Genomic DNA, 22802 nt, shown 5'->3' with positions numbered 1-22802 from the left:
CCTTTTATTCTTCTTGAGAGGACATTAATGAGGTATTTCCACCTGCCGCAGTGGTGTTATAACTGCGAGAAAACTCATCATACAATGGCAGTAAATCTTGGGTATCTTGCCAGTCGTAACATTTGAAAATGGCTCTACTGTTTTCAGCCAGCCATTGGCGTTTGGCTTTATCAAGTGCGGTCAAATAAATACCTTTTTGACAGTGACCTAACTTCGTATCAACACGAATACCCGGTTTAGCTTTGGCGGCTAATGGATGCTGTGGTTCCACCAAAATGCTAAAGCCTTTGGCAAGCAGTTTCTCAGCGGCTCTTTCTGCCGCAGCTAAGTCGCCATTTAGAATAGCCACTTCACAAGGTAGATAAGCTAAGGAGTTGTGTTCACCGGTGATACTTTCTAATACCGGTTTGGTTGTGCCTAGCGTATTTTCATCACCAAATTGGCTGTAATAGCGAGGTGTACGGGTTAAGCGTTGCAAATAGAACTCACCGCCGGCTTTCGGCCCTGTGCCGGATAATCCGTGTCCGCCGAACGGTTGAACACCAACTACCGCGCCTACAATATTACGGTTAATATAGAAGTTACCGCAGTTTAAGTGGCGTTCCACTATATCCATTTGTTTACGAATACGGGTATGACAACCACCGGTCAGCGCATACCCTTTTTCATTTACCGCTTTAAGAACATTGAGCAAGTTATCTTTTTTATAACGTACAATGTGTAGAATCGGGCCGAAGACTTCGCGTTGCACTTGATCGAGGTTATCCAATAAATACACACTCGGCGCCACGAAATGCCCTTGCGTTGGTGTGTCGATTTCCGCATAAGCACGGGCAACTTTGCGCATGGTTGCTTTGTGGTTTTCAAGATTTTGTTTGGCTTCTTCATCAATCACAGGACCGATGTCGGTTTCCAATAAACGTGGATCGCCCAAACTCAATTCTTTAATGGCTTCGGTGATCATCTTGTAATAGTGATCTGCTACATCTTCTTGTAACAATAAGATGCGTAATGCGGAACAGCGTTGACCTGCTGAGTCAAAAGCTGAGCTGAGAACATCGGCAACGACTTGTTCCGGTAAGGCTGAAGAATCAACAACAAGGACGTTTTGACCGCCGGTTTCTGCAATCAACACAGGATCGTTATCTGCGAATGTCAGACGTTGCTCAATGAGTTTGGCCACTTCGGTTGAACCGGTAAATACAACCCCATCAAAAGCTTGTTGGACTAACGCAGCACCTAAATCCCCCGCCCCTAACACCAGTTGTAGGGTTTCTTTCGGGATGCCGGCTTGGTGTAAGAGTTTCACGGCGGCATACGCAATTAATGAGGTTTGTTCAGCCGGTTTTGCAATCACCGCATTGCCTGCCGCTAAAGAGGCGGCAATTTGGCCGGTAAAGATGGCTAACGGGAAGTTCCATGGAGAAATACAAAGCACTTTTCCACGAGGCTCGGCAAGGTGATTTTGTGTTGCGAGCTGTTCTAATTGAACGGCGTAATAACGTAAGAAATCGACGGCTTCACGCAATTCTGCAATGGCGTTTGGCAAGGTTTTGCCCGCTTCAACCACAGCGAGTTTCATCAACAAGCCGAAATGTTCTTCATATAAGTCGGCAGCATTGCGTAAAACGTTGGCTTTTTCCACCGCACTTTTAGCTTTCCATTGGGTATTGTCAGCAGCGGTAAACACTTTTTCCGCCTGATTTACGGCTAAAAAGGCGACTTCTGCAACCGTTTCATTGAGATTGGCCGGATTAGTCACTTGATGTGCCGGCTCATTTTCGGCATTTTCAAATGCAACTAAAGACACCGCATTTTCAATGGTTGCCGTATTAAGCGCTTGTTCTAATTTTGTTAATTCCAGTTCATTGCTCAGATCAAAACCGGCGGAGTTTTTACGATTCTTAAATAATTCTAACGGATTGAGGACAGACTTATTCGGCTCGCCATGAGATTTGGCATAAAGCTTCCATGGTGGTGTAACAAGTCGTTCGACCGGGATATTTTCATCAACCAGTTGATGAACGAAAGAGGAGTTTGCACCGTTTTCTAAGAGACGGCGGACTAAATAGGCTAATAAGGTGGCGTGAGTCCCCACCGGCGCATAGACACGAACTTGTCGGTTCAGATTTTCTTTCCCCACAATATTGTCATAAAGAGATTCCCCCATGCCGTGTAGGCATTGGAATTCAAAGTTTTTACCTTGTCCTAATTCGTGAATCGTGCACATAGTTTGCACGTTATGAGTGGCAAATTGCGGATAAATGACATCTTGTGCGGCAAATAATTTTTTCGCACAAGCAATATAAGAAATATCGGTATGATTTTTACGTGTGTAAAGTGGAAAACCGTCCAAACCATCCGCTTGCGCCCATTTGATTTCGCTGTCCCAATAAGCACCTTTAACAAGGCGAATCATTAAATAGCCTTGTTTTTCTCGGGCTAAATTAATTAAATAATCCAATACAAATGGACAACGTTTGGAGTAAGCCTGTACTACGAAACCAATGCCTTTGTAGCCTTGTAATTCCGGTTCATCTAATAATTTTTCCACAAGATCGAGGGAAAGCTCTAAACGGTTGGCTTCTTCCGCATCAATATTGATACTGATGTTGTATTTTTTCGCTAATAAGAAGAGTTCTTTTAAGCGAGGGTAAAGCTCATTAATGGTACGATCATATTTGGAGCGGTTATATTTCGGGTGAATCGCAGAAAGTTTAACGGAAACACTGTTGCCGTTATAAATGGTTCTGCCGGTCGCATCTTTGCCCACTTCTTCAATGGCGTGTAAATAGTCATTGAAATAGCGTTGCGCATCGGCTTCAGTCATTGCAGCTTCGCCCAACATATCAAAAGAGAAGGTAAAGCCTTTTTCGTAGCGTGGTTTGATGTTTTGCAGCGCCTCTTGCATAGTCACGCCGGTAACGAACTGTTTACCCAAAATCTGCATAGATTTGATAATTGCCATACGCATAATGGGCGCAGACAAACGGGAGAAACTACGGGTGAGCGCATTCGATAAACTGTTTTCATCAAGCGTTTCGCTGATTTTTTTACCAAAGAGTAGGCCATAACTTGCGGCGTTGATGAAGAACGAATTGGAATTGCCGATGTGAGATTTCCAGTTCCCTTCTTGTAATTTCTCATAAATTAAGTCATCGCGGGTTTGTGCATCAGGAATACGTAACAAGGCTTCAGCCAAGCACATTAACGCCACCCCTTCTTCACTGCTTAATGAAAACTCTTGCATTAAGGCATCCGCGCCATATTGTTTTTGTTTAAGTTGGCGTAATTTTTTAATTAACTTAATAGCATTGTCTGTGATGCGTTGTTCTTGTTCTGGAGAAAAATCTAATGTTTTCACTAAAGAATCGACCGCACTTTTCTCATCTAAACGATAGTTTGCAGTGATCGCTTGGCGAATAGGGCTATATTGTTTTGATAGTGTGAATTGCATGAGAGAACCTCCTTTTGTTATATAATTGTTAACAAAGTATAGATGGTCTGTTTATTAGTAAACGACTTTTTTGGTGATCTGTGATTGAAGTCACATAAAAAATAAGGTTTTGTTGTTCGTAATCTGTACTAAGTGGATAGTTTACATACTGAAAAAGACGAAAAAACAACATGCCAGTACATTTTAGAAAGATGACAACTTTATCTTTTCCTTGTATTAATAACGTTGTAGGCTGAATTCCAAATTTTTCCTCTAATTTTTCAATGAGATACAGAAGTGTTGAGGTTTTACCTGTGTTTTCAGCACCGGACAAAGCAATAAGGATTTTTGCCATTACAATAATCCCTGCCGTTTGGCTTCCATTTCAATTGGCTTAATCATCATTTCATACAGTGTTGTATTACAAAATTTTTCAACTGAATCTTTTCTTTTTCTAGGGAGTGCATCAATAGAAGATTTTTCACAAATTCCATTCGGCAATTCACTTAATTGATATAGAAGTACAGTAAAAGCATCTGATACTTGATTATGACCATAATCATCAATAATTGCCTGATTAATTCCCTTAATATTCTCGGATTTTGTTGCCGGATTTAAAAATTCTCGATTAGTCATTTCTCCATACTCATCTAACGTCTTCGCAACAGTTACAGAAGAAATGCCCATTAATAATACGCAAAGTAATTTTTTCATTTTGATTTTCCTTTAAGTTTTAGCAGTGTTGTTTTACTTCTTATGTCAATAAGAAGTAAACGGAGTATACCCCGTTGAAAAATAAGTAAAAAAAATAGAAAATCGATAAAGTTTAAGTTACTGGTAACGCAAGCCCCCATGATGGCGCACGTTTCCCAACGTGTGCCTTTCAAATAATCTAAAATGACAAGCACACGCTATGAAGCGTGCGCTATCGTTAACGTAAATTAAAATCCATCCGAAATGATGTAGCGGTTGCAAAACCGAAATTACCTCACCAAATAGCACCGCATTGAAGCTACTCCCAATGCGTGCCGTTTTGCAATTCGCACTTCACTCGGATGGTTTGTACAACCGCCTCATTGATAATATTTAGATCACACTAAAATCCATCATAAAGCCCCGCCGCACTTTTCCCCCACTCTCCCCAACCACGCAATTTATGATCTCAATCACGGTTTTGTGAAAATGACTTGGGTAGAATAAAAATCCCATATTAAATATAAGGATACGACTAATGACTTCGGCAGAACTTTTTGGTGAAGGAATTAATCTGATGTTTTCAGGAATGGGTTTTGTGTTGGTCTTTTTGCTCATTTTGATTTGGGCGATCGGACTGATGTCGAAACTTATCAATAAATATTTTCCCGAGCCTCAACCCTCGCCAAAAACTCCCCAAAATTCTACCGCGCTTTCTGCGCTTTCCACTGACGATTTTGAGCGTTTGCGCCCTGTGATTGCAGCGGCTATCGCGCACCATCGCCGTACCCAACAGTTCAAATAATAAGGATTGTACTATGACTAAAAAAATTAAAATGACCGAACTGGTGCTTCGTGATGCTCACCAATCTCTTTTCGCGACCCGTTTGCGTCTTGATGATATGTTGCCGATCGCACAAGAATTGGACAATATCGGCTATTGGTCGTTAGAAGCTTGGGGCGGTGCAACCTTTGACAGTTGTATTCGTTTTTTAGGGGAGGATCCTTGGGTACGTTTGCGTGAATTGAAAAAAGCCTGTCCGAAAACCCCGTTACAAATGCTGTTACGTGGTCAAAACCTCTTAGGTTATCGCCACTATGCCGATGACGTGGTAGAACGTTTCGTCGAACGTTGTGTGGCGAACGGTATGGACGTTTTCCGCGTATTTGATGCGCTTAACGATCCACGTAATATGAAAGCGGCGTTGCAAGCCGTGCGTAAATTCGGCGGTCATGCACAAGGGACATTAAGTTATACCACCAGCCCGGTACACACCATGCAAACTTGGCTTGATACCACCGAACAATTATTGGAAATCGGTATCGACAGCTTAGTTATCAAAGATATGTCAGGTATTTTGAACCCGATGGCGGCGGCAGACTTAGTGCGCGAAATCAAAAAACGTTTCGACGTAGAATTGCATTTACATTGCCACTCCACTACCGGCATGGCAGAAATGGCGCTATTAAAAGCCATTGAAGCAGGCGTAGATGGTATTGATACTGCGATTTCCTCTATGTCTGGCACCTACGGTCACCCAGCGACAGAATCCATGGTAGCGACCTTGCAGGGCACCGAATATGACACCGGTTTAGATATTCCACGCTTGGAAAAAATCGCTGCCTATTTCCGTAATGTACGTAAAAAATATGCCAAATTTGAAGGTCAGCTACGTGGCGTAGATAGTCGTATTTTAGTCGCACAAGTGCCGGGCGGCATGCTTACCAACTTAGAAAATCAATTAAAACAACAAAATGCTTCCGATAAATTGGATTTGGTTTTAGAAGAAATTCCACGCGTACGTAAAGACTTGGGTTACATTCCGCTTGTGACGCCAACCTCTCAAATCGTCGGCACACAATCGGTCATTAATGTGCTCACCGGCGAACGTTATAAAACCATCGCGAAAGAAACTGCCGGCATTTTAAAAGGTGAATACGGTAAAACACCTGCACCGGTAGATAGCACATTACAAGCTCGCGTATTAGAAGGTGCAGCTCCGGTGACTGACCGTCCTGCCGATCACATTGCGCCTGAAATGGCGAAAATTGAAGCTGAAGTTGCCGAACAAGCCAAAGCGAAAGGGGTGAAATTAGCAGATAACGCCGTGGACGATGCCTTAATCGTAGCGCTTTTCCCTCAAATTGCTTGGAAATTCTTAGAAAACCGCAACAACCCTGCAGCCTTTGAACCGGCACCAACCGGCAATGAAAGTGCGGTGGAAAATAAACCTGTTTCTAAAGCAGCGCCTGCAGCATCCGGCTCCGCCGTTTATACCGTGGAATTGGAAGGTAAAGCCTTTGTGGTGAAAGTCAGTGAAGGCGGCGACATTTCGCACGTAGCGACAACCACAGCACAAGCTGCACCGCAAGCCGCACCAGCGCCAACCAGTGGTGGCACACCGGTGACTGCGCCAATGGCGGGTAACATTTGGAAAGTGGTGGCAACAGAAGGTCAAACTGTCGCTGCAGGTGATGTATTATTCATTCTTGAAGCCATGAAAATGGAAACTGAAGTCAAAGCGGCACAAGCCGGTACCGTGCGTGGTATTTGTGTCAAAGCAGGCGATGCCGTCGCGGTGGGTGATACCGTCATGAACCTCGTCTAAGGAGTTACCTATGGATAGCATTATTGCATTAATTCAGGGTATGGGACTTTTCCATTTGCAATGGGGGCAAGCGGTGATGATCGCTATCAGCCTGCTCCTGTTGTGGCTCGCCATCGCACGCAAGTTTGAGCCATTGCTATTATTGCCTATCGGCTTTGGTGGCTTGCTATCAAACATTCCCGAAGCCGGTCTTGCCATGACGGCATTAGAGAATTTGCTTCATCTTGGTTCACCGGAGCAAATTGCCGTTATTGCTGCGAAATTAGATGTCGCCGCTGATCCGGCAGTCATTAAAACTGCACTTTCGACAGCTTCCGGCTCTACCGTAAATCAACTGGAAGCCTTGTCAATGGACATGGGGTACAGCGCCGGGATCTTGGCGTTGTTCTATAAAGTGGCTATCGGTTATGGCATTGCACCGTTAGTGATTTTCATGGGCGTAGGCGCGATGACAGATTTCGGCCCGTTATTGGCAAATCCGAAAACCTTGCTGCTTGGTGCAGCGGCACAGTTCGGTATTTTCGCCACCGTACTCGGTGCATTAGCATTGAATTATTTCGGTATTATCGAATTCACCCTCCCGCAAGCAGCATCCATCGGTATTATCGGTGGTGCGGATGGTCCGACCGCGATTTACCTCACCAGCAAACTCGCACCGGAATTGCTTGGTGCCATTGCTGTGGCGGCTTATTCCTACATGGCGTTAGTGCCATTGATTCAGCCACCGATCATGAAAGCCTTAACCACGGAAGAAGAACGCAAGATCCGCATGACGCAAATGCGACACGTGAGCAATCGTGAAAAAGTCTTGTTTCCAGTAATTTTGCTGTTGCTCGTGGGTTTGCTTTTACCGGATGCCGCCCCATTGCTCGGGATGTTCTGCTTCGGTAACCTCATGCGCGTCAGCGGTGTTGTCGAACGGTTAAGCGATACCACGCAAAATGCCTTGATTAACATCGTCACCATCGTGCTTGGTTTGTCTGTAGGTTCTAAACTTATCGCCGATAAATTCCTACAACCGCAAACTCTAGGCATTTTAATTCTTGGCGTAATTGCTTTCGGGATTGGTACCGGCAGCGGTGTATTAATGGCGAAATTGATGAACAAATTCAGCAAAAACAAAATTAATCCGCTCATCGGTTCTGCCGGCGTTTCTGCCGTACCGATGGCAGCCCGGGTTTCCAACAAAATCGGATTGGAAGCAGACAACCAAAACTTCCTACTCATGCATGCCATGGGGCCGAATGTTGCCGGTGTGATTGGTTCCGCCATTGCTGCCGGGGTAATGCTGAAATATGTGGGTGCGATAATGTAACATTAAAAACGTTGCGAAAAAAAGCACCACACTTTTTAAGTAAAATGATGGCGCGTGTTTCCTAACACGTGCCTTTTTATTTTTCTAAAACCTAAAATCCATCTCAAAAAACAACCGCACTTTTGTTCCTCCTTGTTCAAATTTCTTAGTAAAAATTCTATATTTTTTTGTACTAGTGTAGTAGTATGTTCCGTATTCACGTAAAGATGCGGTCATTTTTTATGACAAACTTAGTATTATGTAGTAAACACACAAAACAGCACCGCATTGGAAGCCACTTCAATGCGGTGCTATTTTGTAAGGTCATTTCAGTTTTGTGCAACAACCACATAACTTTGGATAAACGCAAAAAACACATGTTTAATGAAAATTAAGGAGAAAAAGATGACAAGAATTGCACTGGTTACGGGGGCGACCGCCGGGTTTGGTCGCGCTATTTGTCGTACATTGTTAGACGCCGGATATTTCGTTATCGGTACAGGACGAAGAAGCGAACGTTTAGCGCAACTGCAACAAGAATACGGCAAACACTTCTTCCCGCTTGCCTTTGATATTTCCGATCGTCTCGCCGCCGAACAAGCCTTAAAATCCCTCCCGCCGGAATGGCAGGCGATTGATTTATTGGTCAATAACGCGGGGCTTGCGCTTGGATTGGAATCTGCTGATAAAGCCGATTTGGGCGATTGGGAAAAAATGATCGATACCAATGTGAAAGGTTTGGTGACCGTAACGCGTTTAGTGTTGCCGCAAATGGTCGCACGTAATCAAGGACACATTATCAATTTAGGCTCTATCGCAGGCAATTACGCTTATCCGGGCGGCAATGTTTACGGCGGCACCAAAGCTTTTGTGAAACAGTTCAGTTTAAATCTACGCGCCGATCTTGCCGGCACCCATATTCGCGTTTCTAATGTAGAGCCGGGCTTGTGTGGCGGTACGGAATTTTCCAACGTGCGATTTAAAGGCGACGATGCCCGCGCGGCACAAGTGTATGAAAACGTGCAATATGTCACGCCGCAAGATATTGCCAATATCGTCCTCTGGCTTAACCAACAACCGGAACACGTGAATATTAACCGCATTGAAGTAATGCCGACGGCACAAACCTTTAACCCGTTAAAAGTGAGCAAAAATGACTAAACAACCCGGCAAACTTTCCCGCTTTTTAACTGAAATTACTGAGCCTTATTTGGCCTTTTTACGTGGGCTAACGCCTGCCTTGCTGTTTTTTGTGCTGTATATGGTGATGACGGAATACATCAAAGATCCGGAATTTAGAAAAGAATTATTTTTCTATATTAATGAGCCCGATTTAATCGACATCGTCTATTATGTAATCCGTTGTTTTGTCGCCATTCCATTGTTAATTATGCTCTCCGCCTATTTGCTAAGTTTGCGCAGTTTTTATCTGAAACAACAAAATATCCTTGCCGAAATCAGTTTTAGCTCGATTACGACATTTTTACTTTGGGCGATTTTTTGGCTAATTCAACTGATTTCAAGTGTATTTGTTGTATTATTCGCTGTCATAAATTTCTACAAAATCTACGACAGCCTGTTTTTAATGTCATAAGGAAAACTCATGTCTGAAACGATTTTAAACCCTTATTTCGGCGAATTTGGTGGAATGTATGTACCGGAAATTTTAGTGCCGGTGTTGCAACAGTTGGAAAAAGCCTTTGTTGAAGCGAAAGACGATCCTGAATTTCAGCGCGAATTTCAGGATTTATTGAAAAATTATGCGGGCAGACCGACCGCACTTACCCTTTGCCGCAACCTAACAAAAGGCACAAAAGCCAAAATCTATTTAAAACGCGAAGATTTATTACATGGCGGCGCCCATAAAACCAACCAAGTTTTAGGTCAGATTTTACTGGCAAAACGCATGGGCAAAACCCGCATTATTGCGGAAACCGGTGCGGGACAACACGGTGTGGCAACGGCACTTGCCTGCGCCATGTTGGATATGCCTTGCCGCGTTTATATGGGTGCAAAAGACGTGGAACGCCAATCGCCAAACGTCTTCCGTATGCGTTTAATGGGCGCCGAAGTGGTACCGGTGGAGAAAGGCTCCTGTTCCTTGAAAGACGCTTGCTGTGAAGCCATGCGTGATTGGTCGGCAAACTATGAAACGACCCATTATTTATTAGGTACGGCAGCAGGGCCACATCCGTTCCCGACGATTGTGCGTGAATTCCAAAAAATGATTGGTGAAGAGACTAAGCGTCAAATTTTGGAAAAAGAAGGTCGCTTGCCGGATGCCGTGATTGCGGCGGTAGGTGGCGGCTCAAATGCCATCGGTATGTTTACGGATTTCATTGATGAACCGAATGTGCGTTTAATTGGCGTAGAACCTGCCGGTAAAGGCATTGAAACGGGCGAACATGGTGCACCATTAGGGCACGCCAAAGTCGGTATTTATTTCGGCATGAAATCGCCGCTCATGCAAACGACAGACGGCCAAGTGGAAGAATCCTACTCGATTTCAGCAGGGCTAGATTTCCCTTCTGTCGGCCCACAACATGCTTATTTGCAAAGTATCGGACGCGCAGAATACCCGAGCATTACCGATGACGAAGCCCTAAGCGCGTTCCAAGAACTGGCGAAACATGAAGGCATTATTCCGGCGCTGGAAAGCTCCCACGCCCTTGCGCAAGCATTAAAAATGATCCGCCAAGAACCGAATAAAGAACAAATTTTAGTGGTGAATTTATCCGGTCGTGGTGACAAAGACATTTTCACCGTTGATAAAGTATTAAAAGAAAAAGGAATGCAATCATGAGCCGTTTTGAAACTACCTTTGCCCAATTAAGCGCGAAAAATGAAGGCGCATTTGTTCCTTTTGTAACCTTATGCGATCCGACTTTCGAGCGTTCTTTTGACATCATCTGCACTCTTGTGGATAACGGCGCGGACGCCTTGGAACTGGGTTTTCCGTTTTCCGATCCGCTATTGGACGGTCCGGTCATTCAAGCTGCCAATAATCGCGCGTTAAATGCCGGTCACAGCACAGAAGACAGCTTCAAATTGCTGGAAAAAGTGCGGTCGAAATATCCGGAGATTCCAATCAGCTTGTTACTTTGCGCTAATTTGATTTTTGCCAAGGGCTTGGATAATTTCTATCAACGTTGTGCCGAAGTTGGCGTGGATGCGGTGTTGGTCGCCGATATTCCGTTATTGGCAAAAGACGATTACGTTGCCGCAGCCAAAAGACATGGCATTCAGCCCGTCTTTATTTGTCCACCGAATGCGGATGAAAAAACCGTTCAAGGCGTAGCGCAAAGCAGCGAAGGCTATACTTATCTGGTTTCTCGTGCCGGCGTCACCAGTGCGGAAAACCAAGCCCATGCAGCGAATTTGGATACGCTCGTAGAACAATTAAAAGTGCATAATGCGCCCCCTATTCTACAAGGCTTTGGTATTGCACAGCCTGCTCAAGTAAAAGAAGCGTTACAGCTTGGCGCAGCAGGCGCGATTTCCGGTTCGGCAACGGTGAAAATCATTGAACGGAATTTAGATAATCACGCTCAATGTTTAAATGAACTGGGCGAATTCGTACACAAAATGAAAGCGGCGACGAAATGCTCAAATTCATAAAAATCAACTATATCGCAAATGTACGAAATAATTGTTGTCGAAGTACTTGCTGCCTCTATCGATAAACAATAATTTCAACTTTAGCCGGTCTGATCTAAAAACAGCACCGCATTGAAATTGCTTCAATGCGGTGCTGTTTTGTGAGAACAATGTCATCTTTATGTATGACATATGACGCTGTTTCAAAAAAATACCCGCATTTTCATGCGGGCAATGTTATATCAATTTTAAATCAAATCGCTTAATCAACGATGCGCAAATGAGACGGCTTAGGTGCTGTTTTCTTGTTAGATGTTTTTGGTTTATTCACCGCTTCAGTAAAGTCATTGGGTTGATCTATATCCGGCTCGCTATTTAATTCGTCGTAAATTGCTTCCGGCTCAAACATAATCCCATCGCCATTCTCGCGGGCATAAATCGCAAGCGCTGCACCCATCGGGATATAAAGTTCACGCGAAACACCTTTAAAACGAGCATTAAACTGAATGAAATCGTTCGCCAATTGTAAATTGCCGGTGGCGTGAGCGGATAAATTGAGTACAATTTGGCCGTCTTTTACGTACTCAAGTGGCACATCGACACCCCAATATGTCGCATCTACGACTAAATATGGAGTGAAATTGTTATCCACTAACCAATCGTAATAAGCGCGCAATAAATACGGGCGCTTAGGAGAAGATTTATATTCCATTATTTATCGTCCATTAGATTTTTCGGCGCCACTTCGCCTACAGATTGTAAGAATGAATCACGGCTAAATACGCGATCCATGTAACTCTTTAATGCCTTGCTACCGGCACCGGTGAACTCTACGCCAACTTGTTTTAATTTCCATAGTAACGGTGCCACATAACAATCGACAAGACTAAACTCTTCGCTCATAAAATAGGGCATTTGTTGGAAAATAGGTGAAACGGCCAGTAATTCTTCCTTTAACTGTTTTAAGGCTTCCGCACGTTCCGCGTCATTTCCTTTTTCCGCTTTCGCCAATGCAGGATACCAATCTTGTTCAATTCGTAGCATTAAAAGACGGCTTTTACCACGCGCAATAGGATAAACTGGCATAAGCGGAGGGTGTGGAAAACGTTCGTCAAGGTATTCCATAATAATTCGTGAGCTGAATAACACCAAATCACGATCGACTAATGTCGGCAACGAACCGTAAGGATTTAGTTCCATTAAATCTTCTGATAGCGCATGTGGATCAACCTCTTCATTCTCATAAGCCACGCCCTTCTCAGCCAATACAATTTTCACTTGATGACTGTAAATATCATCTTTATTTGAAAAAAGTGTCATGACGGAACGTTTACTTGATGCATTGGACATTGATTCCTCCGAAGATCCAAATTAGGTATAGATGTTATAAAACGGTTGGGCATTCTAACACAAAGCGCGACAAAAGCGTTAATAGAATATTATTTTCTCTTTAGATTCAGTAAGTTATAAAAATTTTGAAATCTTTGAAAACATAAAAAAAAGCAGAGATTGCTCTCTGCTTTTTGTAAAAACGTATAAAAATTAACGTTTGGAGTATTGTGGACGACGACGTGCTTTGTGTAAACCCACTTTTTTACGTTCAACGCGACGTGCGTCACGAGTCACGAAGCCTGCTGCACGAAGTGCCGGGCGTAGGGTTTCATCGTATTCCATCAATGCACGGGTAATACCATGACGGATTGCACCCGCTTGACCGGAAATACCACCACCTTTAACAGTGATGTATAGGTCTAATTTATCAGTTAATTCAACCAACTCTAATGGTTGACGTACGATCATACGAGAAGTCTCGCGACCGAAATATACGTCTAATTCACGTTGGTTGATAGTGATCTTACCATTGCCCGGTTTGATAAATACACGAGCTGAAGAGCTTTTGCGGCGACCTGTGCCGTAGTTTTGATTCTCTGCCATATCCTAAAACCTCGTGATTAAATGTCTAATACTTGTGGTTGTTGTGCCGCGTGTTGGTGTTCAGCACCTGCGTACACTTTTAATTTACGGAACATTGCACGGCCTAATGGACCTTTTGGCAACATACCTTTAACCGCAATTTCAATCACTGCTTCAGGACGGCGCGCGATCATTTCTTTGAAAGTCGCTTGTTTGATACCGCCTACATAGCCTGTGTGCCAGTAGTAAATTTTATCGCTTTCTTTGTTACCTGTTACGGCAACTTTGTCCGCGTTAATCACGATGATGTAATCACCCGTATCAACGTGCGGAGTATATTCAGCTTTATGTTTACCACGAAGACGACGCGCTAATTCAGTCGCCAAACGACCTAAAGTTTTACCTGTCGCATCTACTACATACCAGTCGCGTTTAACCGTTTCCGGTTTTGCTACAAAAGTTTTCATTAATTAATTACCAAAAATTAGTTTGATACCCAGTGTTCTTGCGAACACAACCATTAATCTAAATCGCACCCCTTCGAGTGGATCTCGACAAAATAATGCGCGGTGGGAATCCGCGCATTTACAGGGTCGGCACATTATACATGCTTTTAAAACAAATGCTAATTTTTTGCCCAAATTTTTCAACATTTGTCTCGTATCGAAAAGTATGATTGGAATTAATACTATAAATGAATTTATTCAAATTGACTGATATAAAAAGTTACTTTATCGTAGCGCGACGACATTATTTTATAGGAAATCCAAAATGAGCTATGCAAAAGAAATTAATAACTTAAATCAAAATATTGCCGATTTTAATAAAAAAATCGATGTTTCCTTTGAATTCTTCCCGCCTAAAAATGAAAACATGGAAAATATACTATGGGAATCCATTCATCGATTGAAACTACTGGAACCCAAATTCGTTTCGGTCACATACGGCGCAAACTCCGGCGAACGTGATCGCACTCACAGTATTGTCAAAGCGATTAAAAAAGAAACGGGACTAGATGCGGCTCCGCATTTAACCGGCATTGATGCGACTCCGGAAGAACTCAAGCAAATCGCAAAAGATTACTGGGATAGCGGAATTCGTCGCATTGTGGCATTACGTGGCGATATTCCGCAAGGCTATAATAAACAGCCTTTTTATGCGGCAGATTTAGTTGAACTTCTCCGTTCAGTGGCCGATTTCGATATTTCTGTCGCTGCCTATCCGGAAGTACACCCGGAAGCCAAATCGGCGCAAGCGGATTTAATCAATTTAAAACGAAAAATTGATGCCGGAGCAAATCACGTCATCACACAATTCTTCTTTGATATTGACAGCTATCTCCGCTTCCGCGACCGCTGTGCCGCAATTGGCATCGATACGGAAATCGTGCCGGGTATTTTGCCGGTAACCAATTTCAAGCAATTACAAAAAATGGCCTCATTTACCAATGTGAAAATTCCAAGTTGGTTGGCAAAAGCCTATGAAGGCTTAGATGATGATCAAACTACACGCAATCTGGTCGCCGCAAGTGTGGCAATGGATATGGTGAAAATTTTGTCCAACGAAGGAGTGAACAATTTCCATTTCTATACGCTTAATCGCAGTGAACTCACTTATGCGATCTGCCATATGTTAGGCGTTCGTCCGAAGGTTTAATTATTTTTAAACATTTTTCTTAAAACAAACGTGCAATAAATTTTCGGAATGATATCGCGGTTGGAAAAAGCTAAAATGACCTCAAAAAATAGCACCGCATTGAAACTCACTTCAATGCGGTGCTATTTTCATCTTCCACTATTTTTTTCGTTCAACCCATTTTCCGTCCACAAAATCCACAATCCATTTAGTAGCCTTGCCGTCTTTTTCAGAAGTTACATATTGCTTTTTCTCTTTGCGACTGAAACGAATAATAGCTTCGTTGCCTTCCGGATCTTGTTGTGGCGCATCAGCTAAATACATTAATTTTTCCGGTAAACGCGCGCGATATTTGGCCAATTCCACCACTTTTGCCGGACGGGTTTCGCGCGATTTCGGGAAATTATGGGCAGACATAAATACGCCGCTGGCGCCATCGCGCAGTACGAAATAGGCATCGGATTTTTCACACTTAAGTTCCGGGAAGTGTACCGGCTCTTCTTTTGGTGGCGCCACTTCACCGTTTTTCAAAATTTTGCGCGTGTTGTCACAGCTAGTACAGGCCATGTATTTGCCGAAGCGACCGAGTTTTAAGTGCATATCCGCACCGCATTTATCGCATTCCACAACCGGACCATCGTACCCCTTAATTTTGAAAGAACCTTGCTCCACCAAATAACCATCGCAGTTTGGATTGTTCCCGCAAATATGAATTTTACGATGTGCGTCAATCACATAGCTATCCATTGCCGTGCCGCATTTCGGGCAACGTTTACGTTCCATTAAAGCTTTGGTTTCGGAGGAATCATCCAATACATTCAACAATTCCGCTTCCGGAATTAAATTAACGGTAGTTTTACAGCGTTCTTTCGGCGGTAAGGCATAGCCGGTGCAGCCCAAAAATACACCGGTACTTGCAGTACGAATCGCCATATTTCTAGCGCAAGTCGGACATTTAATATCAGTTTCTACCAAACTGTTAGGACGCATTCCGCCTTCCAGCTCATTGAGTTCCGCTGTGGATAATTGTTGAGAGAAATCTTTAAAGAACTGATTAAGTTCCGCTTTCCAATTCATCGAACCTGATGCAATTTTATCAAGCGCATCTTCCATATTTGCAGTGAAATCGTAATTCATTAAGTCGCTGAAAGATTCGTTTAATCGATCAGTAACGATTTCGCCCATTTTTTCTGCATAAAAACGACGATTTTCCGTCCGCACATAACCGCGCTCTTGAATGGTGGAAATAATCGCCGCATAAGTCGAAGGACGACCGATACCGCGTTTCTCAAGCTCTTTCACCAGCGCCGCTTCGGTAAAACGTGCAGGTGGTTTCGTGAAATGTTGGCTCGGTTGCACTTCTTTTAAGACAAGTTTTTCGGTAACGGCTACCGCAGGTAATTCCTGATCTTCCGGACTTTTACCCATTTGCGGTAGCACTTTCGTCCAACCGTCAAAACGTAAAATTCTACCTTTAGCCTTTAAATCATAATCACCCGCTTGCACACTTAAGGTCGTGCTGTCATATTGCGCCGGCGGCATTTGACAAGCCAAAAATTGACGCCAAATCAAATCGTAAAGGCGCACCGCATCTTTTTCCATGCCTTCTAAATGTTCCGGCAAGGTACGCACATCAGACGGACGAATAGCTTCGTGTGCTTCTTGCGCATTTTCTTTGCTGGAATAAAAATTCGGTTTCGCCGGTAAATATTGTGCACCTAAGTGCTTTTCAATATAGCTGCGCGCCATATTTAACGCGTCTTGGCTTAAATTGGTCGAGTCCGTACGCATATAAGTAATGTAGCCTGCTTCGTACAAACGCTGCGCTAACATCATGGTTTTTTTCACGCCGAAACTTAAACGTGTACTGGCAGTTTGTTGCAATGTTGAGGTAATAAACGGTGCGCGCGGACGCGAGCTGGTCGGTTTGGTCTCCAAATTTGTGACAACGTAATCGGCAACATTTAAAAAATCTACGGCACTTTGGGCTTCTTGTTGATTTTTTGGATCAAATTTTTTGCCTTTATACTCCGCTACATCCAAGCGAATTACTTGTTTGCCGGCGGTTTGCGTCAGCACGGCTACTTCCCAATATTCTTCCGGTTGAAACGCTTTAATTTCGCGTTCGCGTTCCACTAAAAGTTTCACCGCAACAGATTGCACGCGACCGGCGGAAAGCCCCCGCGCCACTTTTTTCCAAAGCAATGGTGACACCATAAAACCGACCACTCGGTCTAAAAAACGACGGGTTTGTTGTGCGTTTACGCGATCCATATTGATATGTTCGGGATGCTCAAAGGCTTGTTTAATCGCGTTTTTAGTAATTTCGTTAAATACCACACGACTAAAACGCGCCTCATCGCCGCCAATGACTTCTCGCAAATGCCACGCAATAGCTTCTCCTTCTCTATCCAAGTCGGTAGCGAGATAAATATGATCAACTTTTTTTGCAAGAGATTTTAATTCGGCGACAACTTTTTCTTTACCGGGCAAAATTTGATAATTCGCTTGCCAGTCGTGATAAGGATCAATGCCCATGCGCTTCACCAAAGCGCTACGTTCTTTTTCCGCTTTTACTTTGGCTTTTTGTTCCGCATCCATACCTTTCGTTGAAATCGGTTTAGCTTTTTCGCCGGTGCTTGAGCCCACCGTCGGCAAATCGCGAATATGCCCCACGCTGGATTTCACCACGTATTGATTGCCTAAATATTTATTAATGGTTTTCGCCTTAGCCGGCGACTCCACAATCACCAAAGATTTACTCATTTGATTACCTAAATTTGCTGGAATTCGTAAAATCGGCGGTATAGTGCAAACTTATGTTGCCAAAATCAAGTATTTTTTCAAAAAAGGGAACAAATGGATAAACTGAAGGTGATCTCGACTTTTTTATTTTTCTCTTTTAAAAATGGAAGATCAAAATAGCACCGCATTGAAAGCTTGTCGGACAAGGCTTCAATGCGGTGCTCTCAGCGAAACCCAATATCAAAACCCCAATTACACATCCAACAAAATCAACATCGCCGCTTCCCCGCCCCATTCTTTCGGCGCTTGGTGCAACGCGCGCACTTTCGGGTGCTGCACTAACCAAAATGGAATTTGTTTTTTCAGCGTAAAAGTGCCGTAGCCAGTCATAATACTGGCGCAATCGACGCGCTCTTTTTCACAAGCCAAAAGCAAAGCAGCCAGTTCCATTTTCGCTTGCTCGCGCGTCAAGCCATGCAAATCCAAAAATAGCTCCGGTGAAAAATCGCCGCGGCGTAACTGTTTAAGCAAATGGGAATCTTCCCCCTCACGCAAATATTTCACAATGCCGTCGTGTTCATTGAGCAGCGGCTCGTATTCGTCGGAAAAATAAAATAAGGTGTCCGTTTTTTCGCGCAGCTCGCGCAAATCGGATTTTTTCCGCGCATTCCTTGAATGCGGTGCTATTACGGTATCTTGCTTAATCGGTTTAATGTCTTTCGTTTCAGCACGAAACAACTCGAATTCCTCTTGCATATTTTTCTCGCTAACTTCAAATTTTGCGTATCTTATCATAGTTACCAGCGGCCTTTTGTGGTATAACCCTGCGCAAATTTTTTCACGAGGAAAAAAATGGAAATCGCACACAATCAAGAATTAGTCGCCACCGTTTTAGCCGATAAGGTGGCGCACGAACTGCACAGCATTCAAGATTTTTTACGTTGGACCTATAGCGTATTTAATCGCGCCGACATTTACTACGGCCAAGGTTATGACAATGCGTGGGACGAAAGCCTTCAATTGGTACTCGGCGGACTTCAATTGCCACTTGATTTACCGACAGAATTATTTCCAAGCCGTTTAACTCCTTCCGAAAAAGAAACCCTTGTTCAATTGGTTTTGGCGCGCATTCAACAACGCGTACCGGTGGCTTATCTCACTAACAGCGCGTGGTTTTGCGGCCATGAATTTTATGTGGATGAACGCACGATTATTCCTCGTTCGCCGATTAGTGCGCTCATTCAAGACCGCTTTAAAGGCTTGTTGGATGCGGTGCCGCAACGCATTCTCGATCTTTGTACCGGCAGCGGTTGTATTGCAATCGCTTGCGCTTATGCCTTTCCTGAAGCGGAAGTGGACGCAGTGGATTTATCTTTTGATGCACTCAATGTTGCGGAAATTAATATTGAGCGTCATCAATTGGCGCATCGCGTATTTCCGATTCAATCGGATTTATTTGCAAACATAGTGGGGCAAAAATACGATTTAATCGTCACCAACCCGCCTTATGTGGATGAAGAGGATCTCGCCGAGATGCCGGAAGAATTTCATTTTGAACCTGAACCGGCACTGGGTTCCGGCATGGACGGCTTAGACATTACCAAACAAATTCTTAAACAAGCACCGAATTATTTAACCGAAAACGGCCTGTTGGTTTGCGAAGTGGGCAACAGCATGGTCAGTCTGATAGAACAATACCCAGAGGTTCCTTTCGAATGGGTTGAATTGAAAAACGGCGGCTTGGGCGTTTTCGCGCTGCGCTATAAGGAATTGGTAAAATACCATCATTTGTTTTAAAAAGGGTGGCAACATTATCTAAAACGAGCTGCCGAAACAGCACCGCATTGAAACCTTAAAATAGCACCGCATTGAAATTGTGGCAGAGCAAACAAAAGGGCGATTGAAATTTTTAATGAATTTCAATCGCCCTTTGTTTATCGGCCTTACTTCATTTCTAATTTTACATTATCAAATAATTTCTTCACTGCCGTGTTGTCGCGCAATTTTTCCGCTTTTTCGACCATCGGACGGGTTAAATGCGGGGAGAAATATTCAATGAAATCGTACATATAATTGCGCAAAAAAGTACTGTGTTTAAACGCAATTTGCGTCATGCTGGAACGGAACAAATGGCTGGCGTCGATGGCCACGAGATCGTTGTCGAGTTGCGTATGCGCCATACTCGCCATAATGCCAACGCCCAAGCCTAAACGCACGTAGGTTTTAATCACATCCGCATCGGTGGCAGTAAACACAATATTTGGCAAAATACCGGCAGCGTTGAAAGCATAATCCAGATCGGAGACGCCGGTGAAACCAAACGTGTAAGTGACTAAAGGATATTTGCCGAGTTCTTCGATCGTTAAATTTTCCACTTTGGCTAAGGGGTGATCCGCTTTCACAATGGCGGAACGATTCCACAAATAACATGGTAATTGCACCAAATCATCAAATAAATACGGCGCCTCTGTGGTAATGGCGAGATCCACTTCGCCGGATATTAACGCATCATGAATTTGGGTCGGGGAGCCTTGGTGAATATGCAGGCTGACTTCGGGATATTGCTTGGAAAACCGTTCCACCACCGCCGGCAACATATAACGCGCTTGCGTATTGGTCGTGGCGATGCGCAACACGCCGTGATTCGGGCGGGTATATTCATAGGCCACAGATTTAATACTTTCCGCTTTCACCAGCAATTCGCGTGCAATGGCGATGATTTTCTTACCGGCCGGCGTGACAGCTTTAATATGTTTGCCGTTGCGTTCAAAAATTTCCAAACCGAGTTCGCTTTCCAACAAACGGACTTGTTTACTAATGCCCGGTTGTGACGTGTAAAGCGTATTCGCCGCTTCCGTAACATTTAAATTTTGATTCACGATCTCAACAATATAGCGAAGTTGTTGCATTTTCATAGCAGATACCTATTTTTTGTAGCGCTTGCTCAGTTCCGTATAACGTTTCACCGCTTTGCGAATTTGTCCCGATTTCGGACGGCGATGCAGTTTGGTGACATCAAGTTTACTTTCTGTTTCCGGTGGTAAACCCACCAACTCACGCAAATAATTTACATTTTGCAAATCCATTTCTTCCCAGCCACCACGTGGTAAACCCTTCATCAATTTAATGTTACCGTAGCGAATACGAATCAAACGACTCACCTGAATGCCTTGCGATTCCCACAAACGACGTACTTCCCGGTTACGTCCTTCCATTAACGTAACGTCGTACCATTGATTCATACCGATGCCGCCGTTAAATTTGATATCGTTGAAATGAGCCGGACCGTCTTCCAACTGAACGCCTTTGCGTAAACGCGCAAGCATCGCTTCATCCACCTGACCGAACACACGTACGGAATATTCGCGTTCCACTTCGCGGCTCGGGTGCATTAAGCGGTTTGCCAACTCACCGTCGGTAGTGAACAACAATAAACCCGACGTATTAATATCCAAACGCCCTACCGCAATCCAACGCGAACCGTTTAAACGCGGTAAACGATCAAATACCGTTGCGCGGCCTTGCGGATCGCTACGCGTGCAAAGCTCGCCTTCCGGTTTGTAATACATCAGCACGCGACAGGTTTCTTTTCGTGCCTGCTGAAGATTGATAATACGTCCGTCGATACGTACTTTCACGTCGGAACGAACATCAATGCGGTCGCCTAAAGTCGCTATTTTTCCATCGACACTCACACGATTTTCCGCAATCATCGCTTCGATTTCACGACGCGAGCCTTGTCCGGCGCGCGCTAACACTTTTTGTAATTTTTCGCCTTCTGCTTTGCTTTGAAGCGCGCGCCTAGGCGTTTTGCTACGACTTACACATGTATTATCGGAATTGAACGCCGTTTTGCTTTCTTTGCGTTCATTTTTTTGGCCAGTGGCTTTTTCGAACGCAGAATGTGCTCGATTTTCATGACGTTTTTCACCTCGCTTTGCGGAAGCATTATTGGTGAATTTTCTTGATTGATTTGATTTCATATTGTTTCCTTTGTCGCTTTCACAAGCGTCCGTTTTAACTGAAATGGCTCATTTTCTCTTAATCGAAAGATGCCTAAGGCGGCAGGAGAAGGTTTCAATGCGGTGCTATTTTGGAAGTTCGCCGCGCGCCGATTAGTTTGCAATCATGCCGCGAACGAAAGCGTTTCTAAACAAAAGGCGTAACCGCCCCGCTGCCCCGGCGCAAAATTACCGGCGTTTCTTCCGTTAAATCGACCACCGTGGTTGGCTCTTGTCCCAAATAACCGCCATGAATAATTAAATCCACTTGGCGTTCCAAACGATCGCGAATCTCTTCCGGATCCGATTGCGTGGTGTGTTCTTCCCCCGGCAACATCAGCGAGCAGGACAAAATCGGCTCGCCTAAAGCTTGCAATAAATCCAACGCGATTTGATTATCCGGTACGCGCAAACCAATAGTTTTGCGTTTCGAAGTCATTAAACGACGCGGCAGCTCTTTGGTTGCCGTTAAAATGAACGTGTAACGCCCCGGCGTATTATTTTTAATGAGGCGATACGCCGCGTTGCTCACCGTGGCATAAGTCGATAGTTCGGATAAATCGCTGCATACTAATGTGAAATTATGGCCTTCCGGCAATTTACGAATCGTGACAATGCGATCCATCGCGTGTTTATCCCCCATCATACAGCCCAAAGCGTAACCGGAATCTGTCGGGTAAACAATCACGCCACCTTGACGCAAAATCTCCACCGCTTGATTAATTAAACGCGGTTGCGGATTTTCCGGATGAATATAAAAAAATTGGCTCATGGTTTTTTCCTTAAAAAAATTCGGCGCAATTATACACCTTTCGCTATGGTTTTATAAAAAATTGTTATAAAAAAATCACCGCACGTTGAAGACGCTTCAATGTGCG

At 44.0% G+C, this 22802-nt stretch carries 20 protein-coding genes and 1 pseudogene; 9 read left to right on the top strand and 12 right to left on the bottom strand.

What is annotated here, in order from left to right:
* Positions 1-4: 4 nt before the first annotated feature.
* The 3 genes from putA to AB3F25_RS04260 are packed head-to-tail and all read right to left on the bottom strand — an operon-like array spanning position 5 to position 4150.
* Positions 5-3457, bottom strand: a complete 3453-nt coding sequence (gene putA / locus AB3F25_RS04270; protein ID WP_373604263.1) for a bifunctional proline dehydrogenase/L-glutamate gamma-semialdehyde dehydrogenase PutA — start codon at positions 3455-3457, stop codon at positions 5-7.
* A gap of 28 nt (positions 3458-3485) precedes the next feature.
* On the bottom strand, positions 3486-3791 hold the full coding sequence (locus AB3F25_RS04265; protein WP_373604262.1) for a hypothetical protein: 306 nt from the start codon (positions 3789-3791) through the stop codon (positions 3486-3488).
* The gene (locus AB3F25_RS04260; RefSeq protein WP_373604261.1) at positions 3791-4150 is read right to left on the bottom strand and encodes a hypothetical protein; all 360 of its coding nucleotides are present in this window, start codon (positions 4148-4150) and stop codon (positions 3791-3793) included. The genes AB3F25_RS04265 and AB3F25_RS04260 overlap by 1 nt, the downstream gene beginning before the upstream one ends.
* Before the next feature lie 517 nt (positions 4151-4667).
* Here AB3F25_RS04260 and AB3F25_RS04255 point away from each other — a divergent pair.
* From AB3F25_RS04255 to trpA, 7 genes are all read left to right on the top strand, one after another.
* A complete protein-coding gene (locus tag AB3F25_RS04255; RefSeq protein WP_373604260.1) occupies positions 4668-4934 on the top strand; it encodes an oxaloacetate decarboxylase subunit gamma in 267 nt (88 codons plus the stop codon).
* A gap of 13 nt (positions 4935-4947) precedes the next feature.
* Complete coding sequence (gene oadA, locus AB3F25_RS04250) at positions 4948-6738, top strand: sodium-extruding oxaloacetate decarboxylase subunit alpha (protein ID WP_373604259.1); 1791 nt, start codon at positions 4948-4950, stop codon at positions 6736-6738.
* 10 nt (positions 6739-6748) lie between these two features.
* Positions 6749-8053, top strand: a complete 1305-nt coding sequence (locus AB3F25_RS04245) for a sodium ion-translocating decarboxylase subunit beta (RefSeq protein WP_373604258.1) — start codon at positions 6749-6751, stop codon at positions 8051-8053.
* 384 nt (positions 8054-8437) lie between these two features.
* A complete protein-coding gene (locus AB3F25_RS04240; RefSeq protein ID WP_373604257.1) occupies positions 8438-9193 on the top strand; it encodes an SDR family oxidoreductase in 756 nt (251 codons plus the stop codon).
* Positions 9186-9626, top strand: coding sequence for a hypothetical protein (locus tag AB3F25_RS04235; protein WP_373604256.1), 441 nt, complete (start codon positions 9186-9188; stop codon positions 9624-9626). Before AB3F25_RS04240 ends, AB3F25_RS04235 begins: the two co-directional genes overlap by 8 nt.
* A gap of 9 nt (positions 9627-9635) precedes the next feature.
* A complete protein-coding gene (trpB, locus tag AB3F25_RS04230; protein WP_373604255.1) occupies positions 9636-10835 on the top strand; it encodes a tryptophan synthase subunit beta in 1200 nt (399 codons plus the stop codon).
* Positions 10832-11650, top strand: a complete 819-nt coding sequence (gene trpA, locus AB3F25_RS04225) for a tryptophan synthase subunit alpha (RefSeq protein WP_373604254.1) — start codon at positions 10832-10834, stop codon at positions 11648-11650. Before trpB ends, trpA begins: the two co-directional genes overlap by 4 nt.
* 241 nt (positions 11651-11891) lie before the next feature.
* On the opposite strand, the gene AB3F25_RS04220 is transcribed toward trpA, so the two are convergent.
* The 4 genes from AB3F25_RS04220 to rplM all read right to left on the bottom strand — a co-directional run bounded on the left by AB3F25_RS04220 (position 11892) and on the right by rplM (position 14010).
* On the bottom strand, positions 11892-12341 hold the full coding sequence (locus AB3F25_RS04220; protein WP_373604253.1) for a ClpXP protease specificity-enhancing factor: 450 nt from the start codon (positions 12339-12341) through the stop codon (positions 11892-11894).
* Entirely contained in the window at positions 12341-12979 is a 639-nt protein-coding gene (gene sspA, locus AB3F25_RS04215; RefSeq protein ID WP_373604252.1) for a stringent starvation protein SspA, read from the bottom strand. The genes AB3F25_RS04220 and sspA overlap by 1 nt, the downstream gene beginning before the upstream one ends.
* A 192-nt stretch (positions 12980-13171) precedes the next feature.
* Entirely contained in the window at positions 13172-13564 is a 393-nt protein-coding gene (rpsI, locus tag AB3F25_RS04210; RefSeq protein WP_005700563.1) for a 30S ribosomal protein S9, read from the bottom strand.
* A gap of 17 nt (positions 13565-13581) precedes the next feature.
* Positions 13582-14010: a 50S ribosomal protein L13 gene (gene rplM / locus AB3F25_RS04205; RefSeq protein WP_005546126.1), complete on the bottom strand. Its 429-nt coding sequence runs from the start codon at positions 14008-14010 to the stop codon at positions 13582-13584.
* A 304-nt stretch (positions 14011-14314) separates the two neighbouring features.
* On the opposite strand from rplM, the gene metF reads away from it, so the two are divergent.
* Positions 14315-15199: a methylenetetrahydrofolate reductase gene (gene metF, locus AB3F25_RS04200; RefSeq protein ID WP_373604251.1), complete on the top strand. Its 885-nt coding sequence runs from the start codon at positions 14315-14317 to the stop codon at positions 15197-15199.
* Positions 15200-15337: 138 nt separating this feature from the next.
* Here metF and topA read toward each other — a convergent pair whose 3' ends face one another.
* Positions 15338-17944, bottom strand: coding sequence for a type I DNA topoisomerase (gene topA / locus AB3F25_RS04195; RefSeq protein WP_373604250.1), 2607 nt, complete (start codon positions 17942-17944; stop codon positions 15338-15340).
* 231 nt (positions 17945-18175) lie between these two features.
* Positions 18176-18679, bottom strand: a complete 504-nt coding sequence (smrB, locus tag AB3F25_RS04190) for an endonuclease SmrB (RefSeq protein WP_373604325.1) — start codon at positions 18677-18679, stop codon at positions 18176-18178.
* Positions 18680-18775: 96 nt separating this feature from the next.
* Between smrB and prmB the strand changes: the two genes are divergently transcribed.
* A complete protein-coding gene (gene prmB / locus AB3F25_RS04185; RefSeq protein ID WP_373604249.1) occupies positions 18776-19720 on the top strand; it encodes a 50S ribosomal protein L3 N(5)-glutamine methyltransferase in 945 nt (314 codons plus the stop codon).
* Positions 19721-19866: 146 nt separating this feature from the next.
* On the opposite strand, the gene cysB is transcribed toward prmB, so the two are convergent.
* The 3 genes and pseudogenes from cysB to AB3F25_RS04170 all read right to left on the bottom strand — a co-directional run bounded on the left by cysB (position 19867) and on the right by AB3F25_RS04170 (position 22696).
* Positions 19867-20838: an HTH-type transcriptional regulator CysB gene (gene cysB / locus AB3F25_RS04180; RefSeq protein ID WP_373604248.1), complete on the bottom strand. Its 972-nt coding sequence runs from the start codon at positions 20836-20838 to the stop codon at positions 19867-19869.
* Positions 20839-20847: 9 nt separating this feature from the next.
* Positions 20848-21777 (bottom strand): annotated as a pseudogene (rluB, locus tag AB3F25_RS04175) (23S rRNA pseudouridine(2605) synthase RluB); the annotation flags it as partial.
* A gap of 295 nt (positions 21778-22072) precedes the next feature.
* Positions 22073-22696 carry an L-threonylcarbamoyladenylate synthase gene (locus AB3F25_RS04170; protein ID WP_373604247.1) on the bottom strand — a complete coding sequence of 208 codons (624 nt, stop codon included), beginning with the start codon at positions 22694-22696 and terminating at the stop codon, positions 22073-22075.
* Between the last annotated feature and the right edge of the window lie 106 nt (positions 22697-22802).

Source organism: Aggregatibacter sp. HMT-949 (genome assembly GCF_041734645.1).
Taxonomy (GTDB): domain Bacteria; phylum Pseudomonadota; class Gammaproteobacteria; order Enterobacterales; family Pasteurellaceae; genus Rodentibacter.
The sequence above is the reverse complement of the archived record's forward strand: the minus strand, read 5'-3'. Positions and strand labels throughout refer to the sequence as shown.

What these genes read in the sequence shown, in the direction of transcription:
- sspA (WP_373604252.1), bottom strand. Translation starts at nt 12,979, where the DNA reads ATGTCCAATGCATCAAGTAAACGTTCCGTCATGACACTTTTTTCAAAT.
- putA (WP_373604263.1), bottom strand. Translation starts at nt 3,457, where the DNA reads ATGCAATTCACACTATCAAAACAATATAGCCCTATTCGCCAAGCGATC.
- cysB (WP_373604248.1), bottom strand. Translation starts at nt 20,838, where the DNA reads ATGAAAATGCAACAACTTCGCTATATTGTTGAGATCGTGAATCAAAAT.
- trpA (WP_373604254.1), top strand. Translation starts at nt 10,832, where the DNA reads ATGAGCCGTTTTGAAACTACCTTTGCCCAATTAAGCGCGAAAAATGAA.
- AB3F25_RS04255 (WP_373604260.1), top strand. Translation starts at nt 4,668, where the DNA reads ATGACTTCGGCAGAACTTTTTGGTGAAGGAATTAATCTGATGTTTTCA.
- rplM (WP_005546126.1), bottom strand. Translation starts at nt 14,010, where the DNA reads ATGAAAACTTTTGTAGCAAAACCGGAAACGGTTAAACGCGACTGGTAT.
- AB3F25_RS04240 (WP_373604257.1), top strand. Translation starts at nt 8,438, where the DNA reads ATGACAAGAATTGCACTGGTTACGGGGGCGACCGCCGGGTTTGGTCGC.
- AB3F25_RS04235 (WP_373604256.1), top strand. Translation starts at nt 9,186, where the DNA reads ATGACTAAACAACCCGGCAAACTTTCCCGCTTTTTAACTGAAATTACT.
- topA (WP_373604250.1), bottom strand. Translation starts at nt 17,944, where the DNA reads ATGAGTAAATCTTTGGTGATTGTGGAGTCGCCGGCTAAGGCGAAAACC.
- rpsI (WP_005700563.1), bottom strand. Translation starts at nt 13,564, where the DNA reads ATGGCAGAGAATCAAAACTACGGCACAGGTCGCCGCAAAAGCTCTTCA.
- AB3F25_RS04245 (WP_373604258.1), top strand. Translation starts at nt 6,749, where the DNA reads ATGGATAGCATTATTGCATTAATTCAGGGTATGGGACTTTTCCATTTG.
- AB3F25_RS04170 (WP_373604247.1), bottom strand. Translation starts at nt 22,696, where the DNA reads ATGAGCCAATTTTTTTATATTCATCCGGAAAATCCGCAACCGCGTTTA.
- trpB (WP_373604255.1), top strand. Translation starts at nt 9,636, where the DNA reads ATGTCTGAAACGATTTTAAACCCTTATTTCGGCGAATTTGGTGGAATG.
- AB3F25_RS04220 (WP_373604253.1), bottom strand. Translation starts at nt 12,341, where the DNA reads ATGGAATATAAATCTTCTCCTAAGCGCCCGTATTTATTGCGCGCTTAT.
- oadA (WP_373604259.1), top strand. Translation starts at nt 4,948, where the DNA reads ATGACTAAAAAAATTAAAATGACCGAACTGGTGCTTCGTGATGCTCAC.
- smrB (WP_373604325.1), bottom strand. Translation starts at nt 18,679, where the DNA reads ATGCAAGAGGAATTCGAGTTGTTTCGTGCTGAAACGAAAGACATTAAA.
- AB3F25_RS04265 (WP_373604262.1), bottom strand. Translation starts at nt 3,791, where the DNA reads ATGGCAAAAATCCTTATTGCTTTGTCCGGTGCTGAAAACACAGGTAAA.
- AB3F25_RS04260 (WP_373604261.1), bottom strand. Translation starts at nt 4,150, where the DNA reads ATGAAAAAATTACTTTGCGTATTATTAATGGGCATTTCTTCTGTAACT.
- metF (WP_373604251.1), top strand. Translation starts at nt 14,315, where the DNA reads ATGAGCTATGCAAAAGAAATTAATAACTTAAATCAAAATATTGCCGAT.
- prmB (WP_373604249.1), top strand. Translation starts at nt 18,776, where the DNA reads ATGGAAATCGCACACAATCAAGAATTAGTCGCCACCGTTTTAGCCGAT.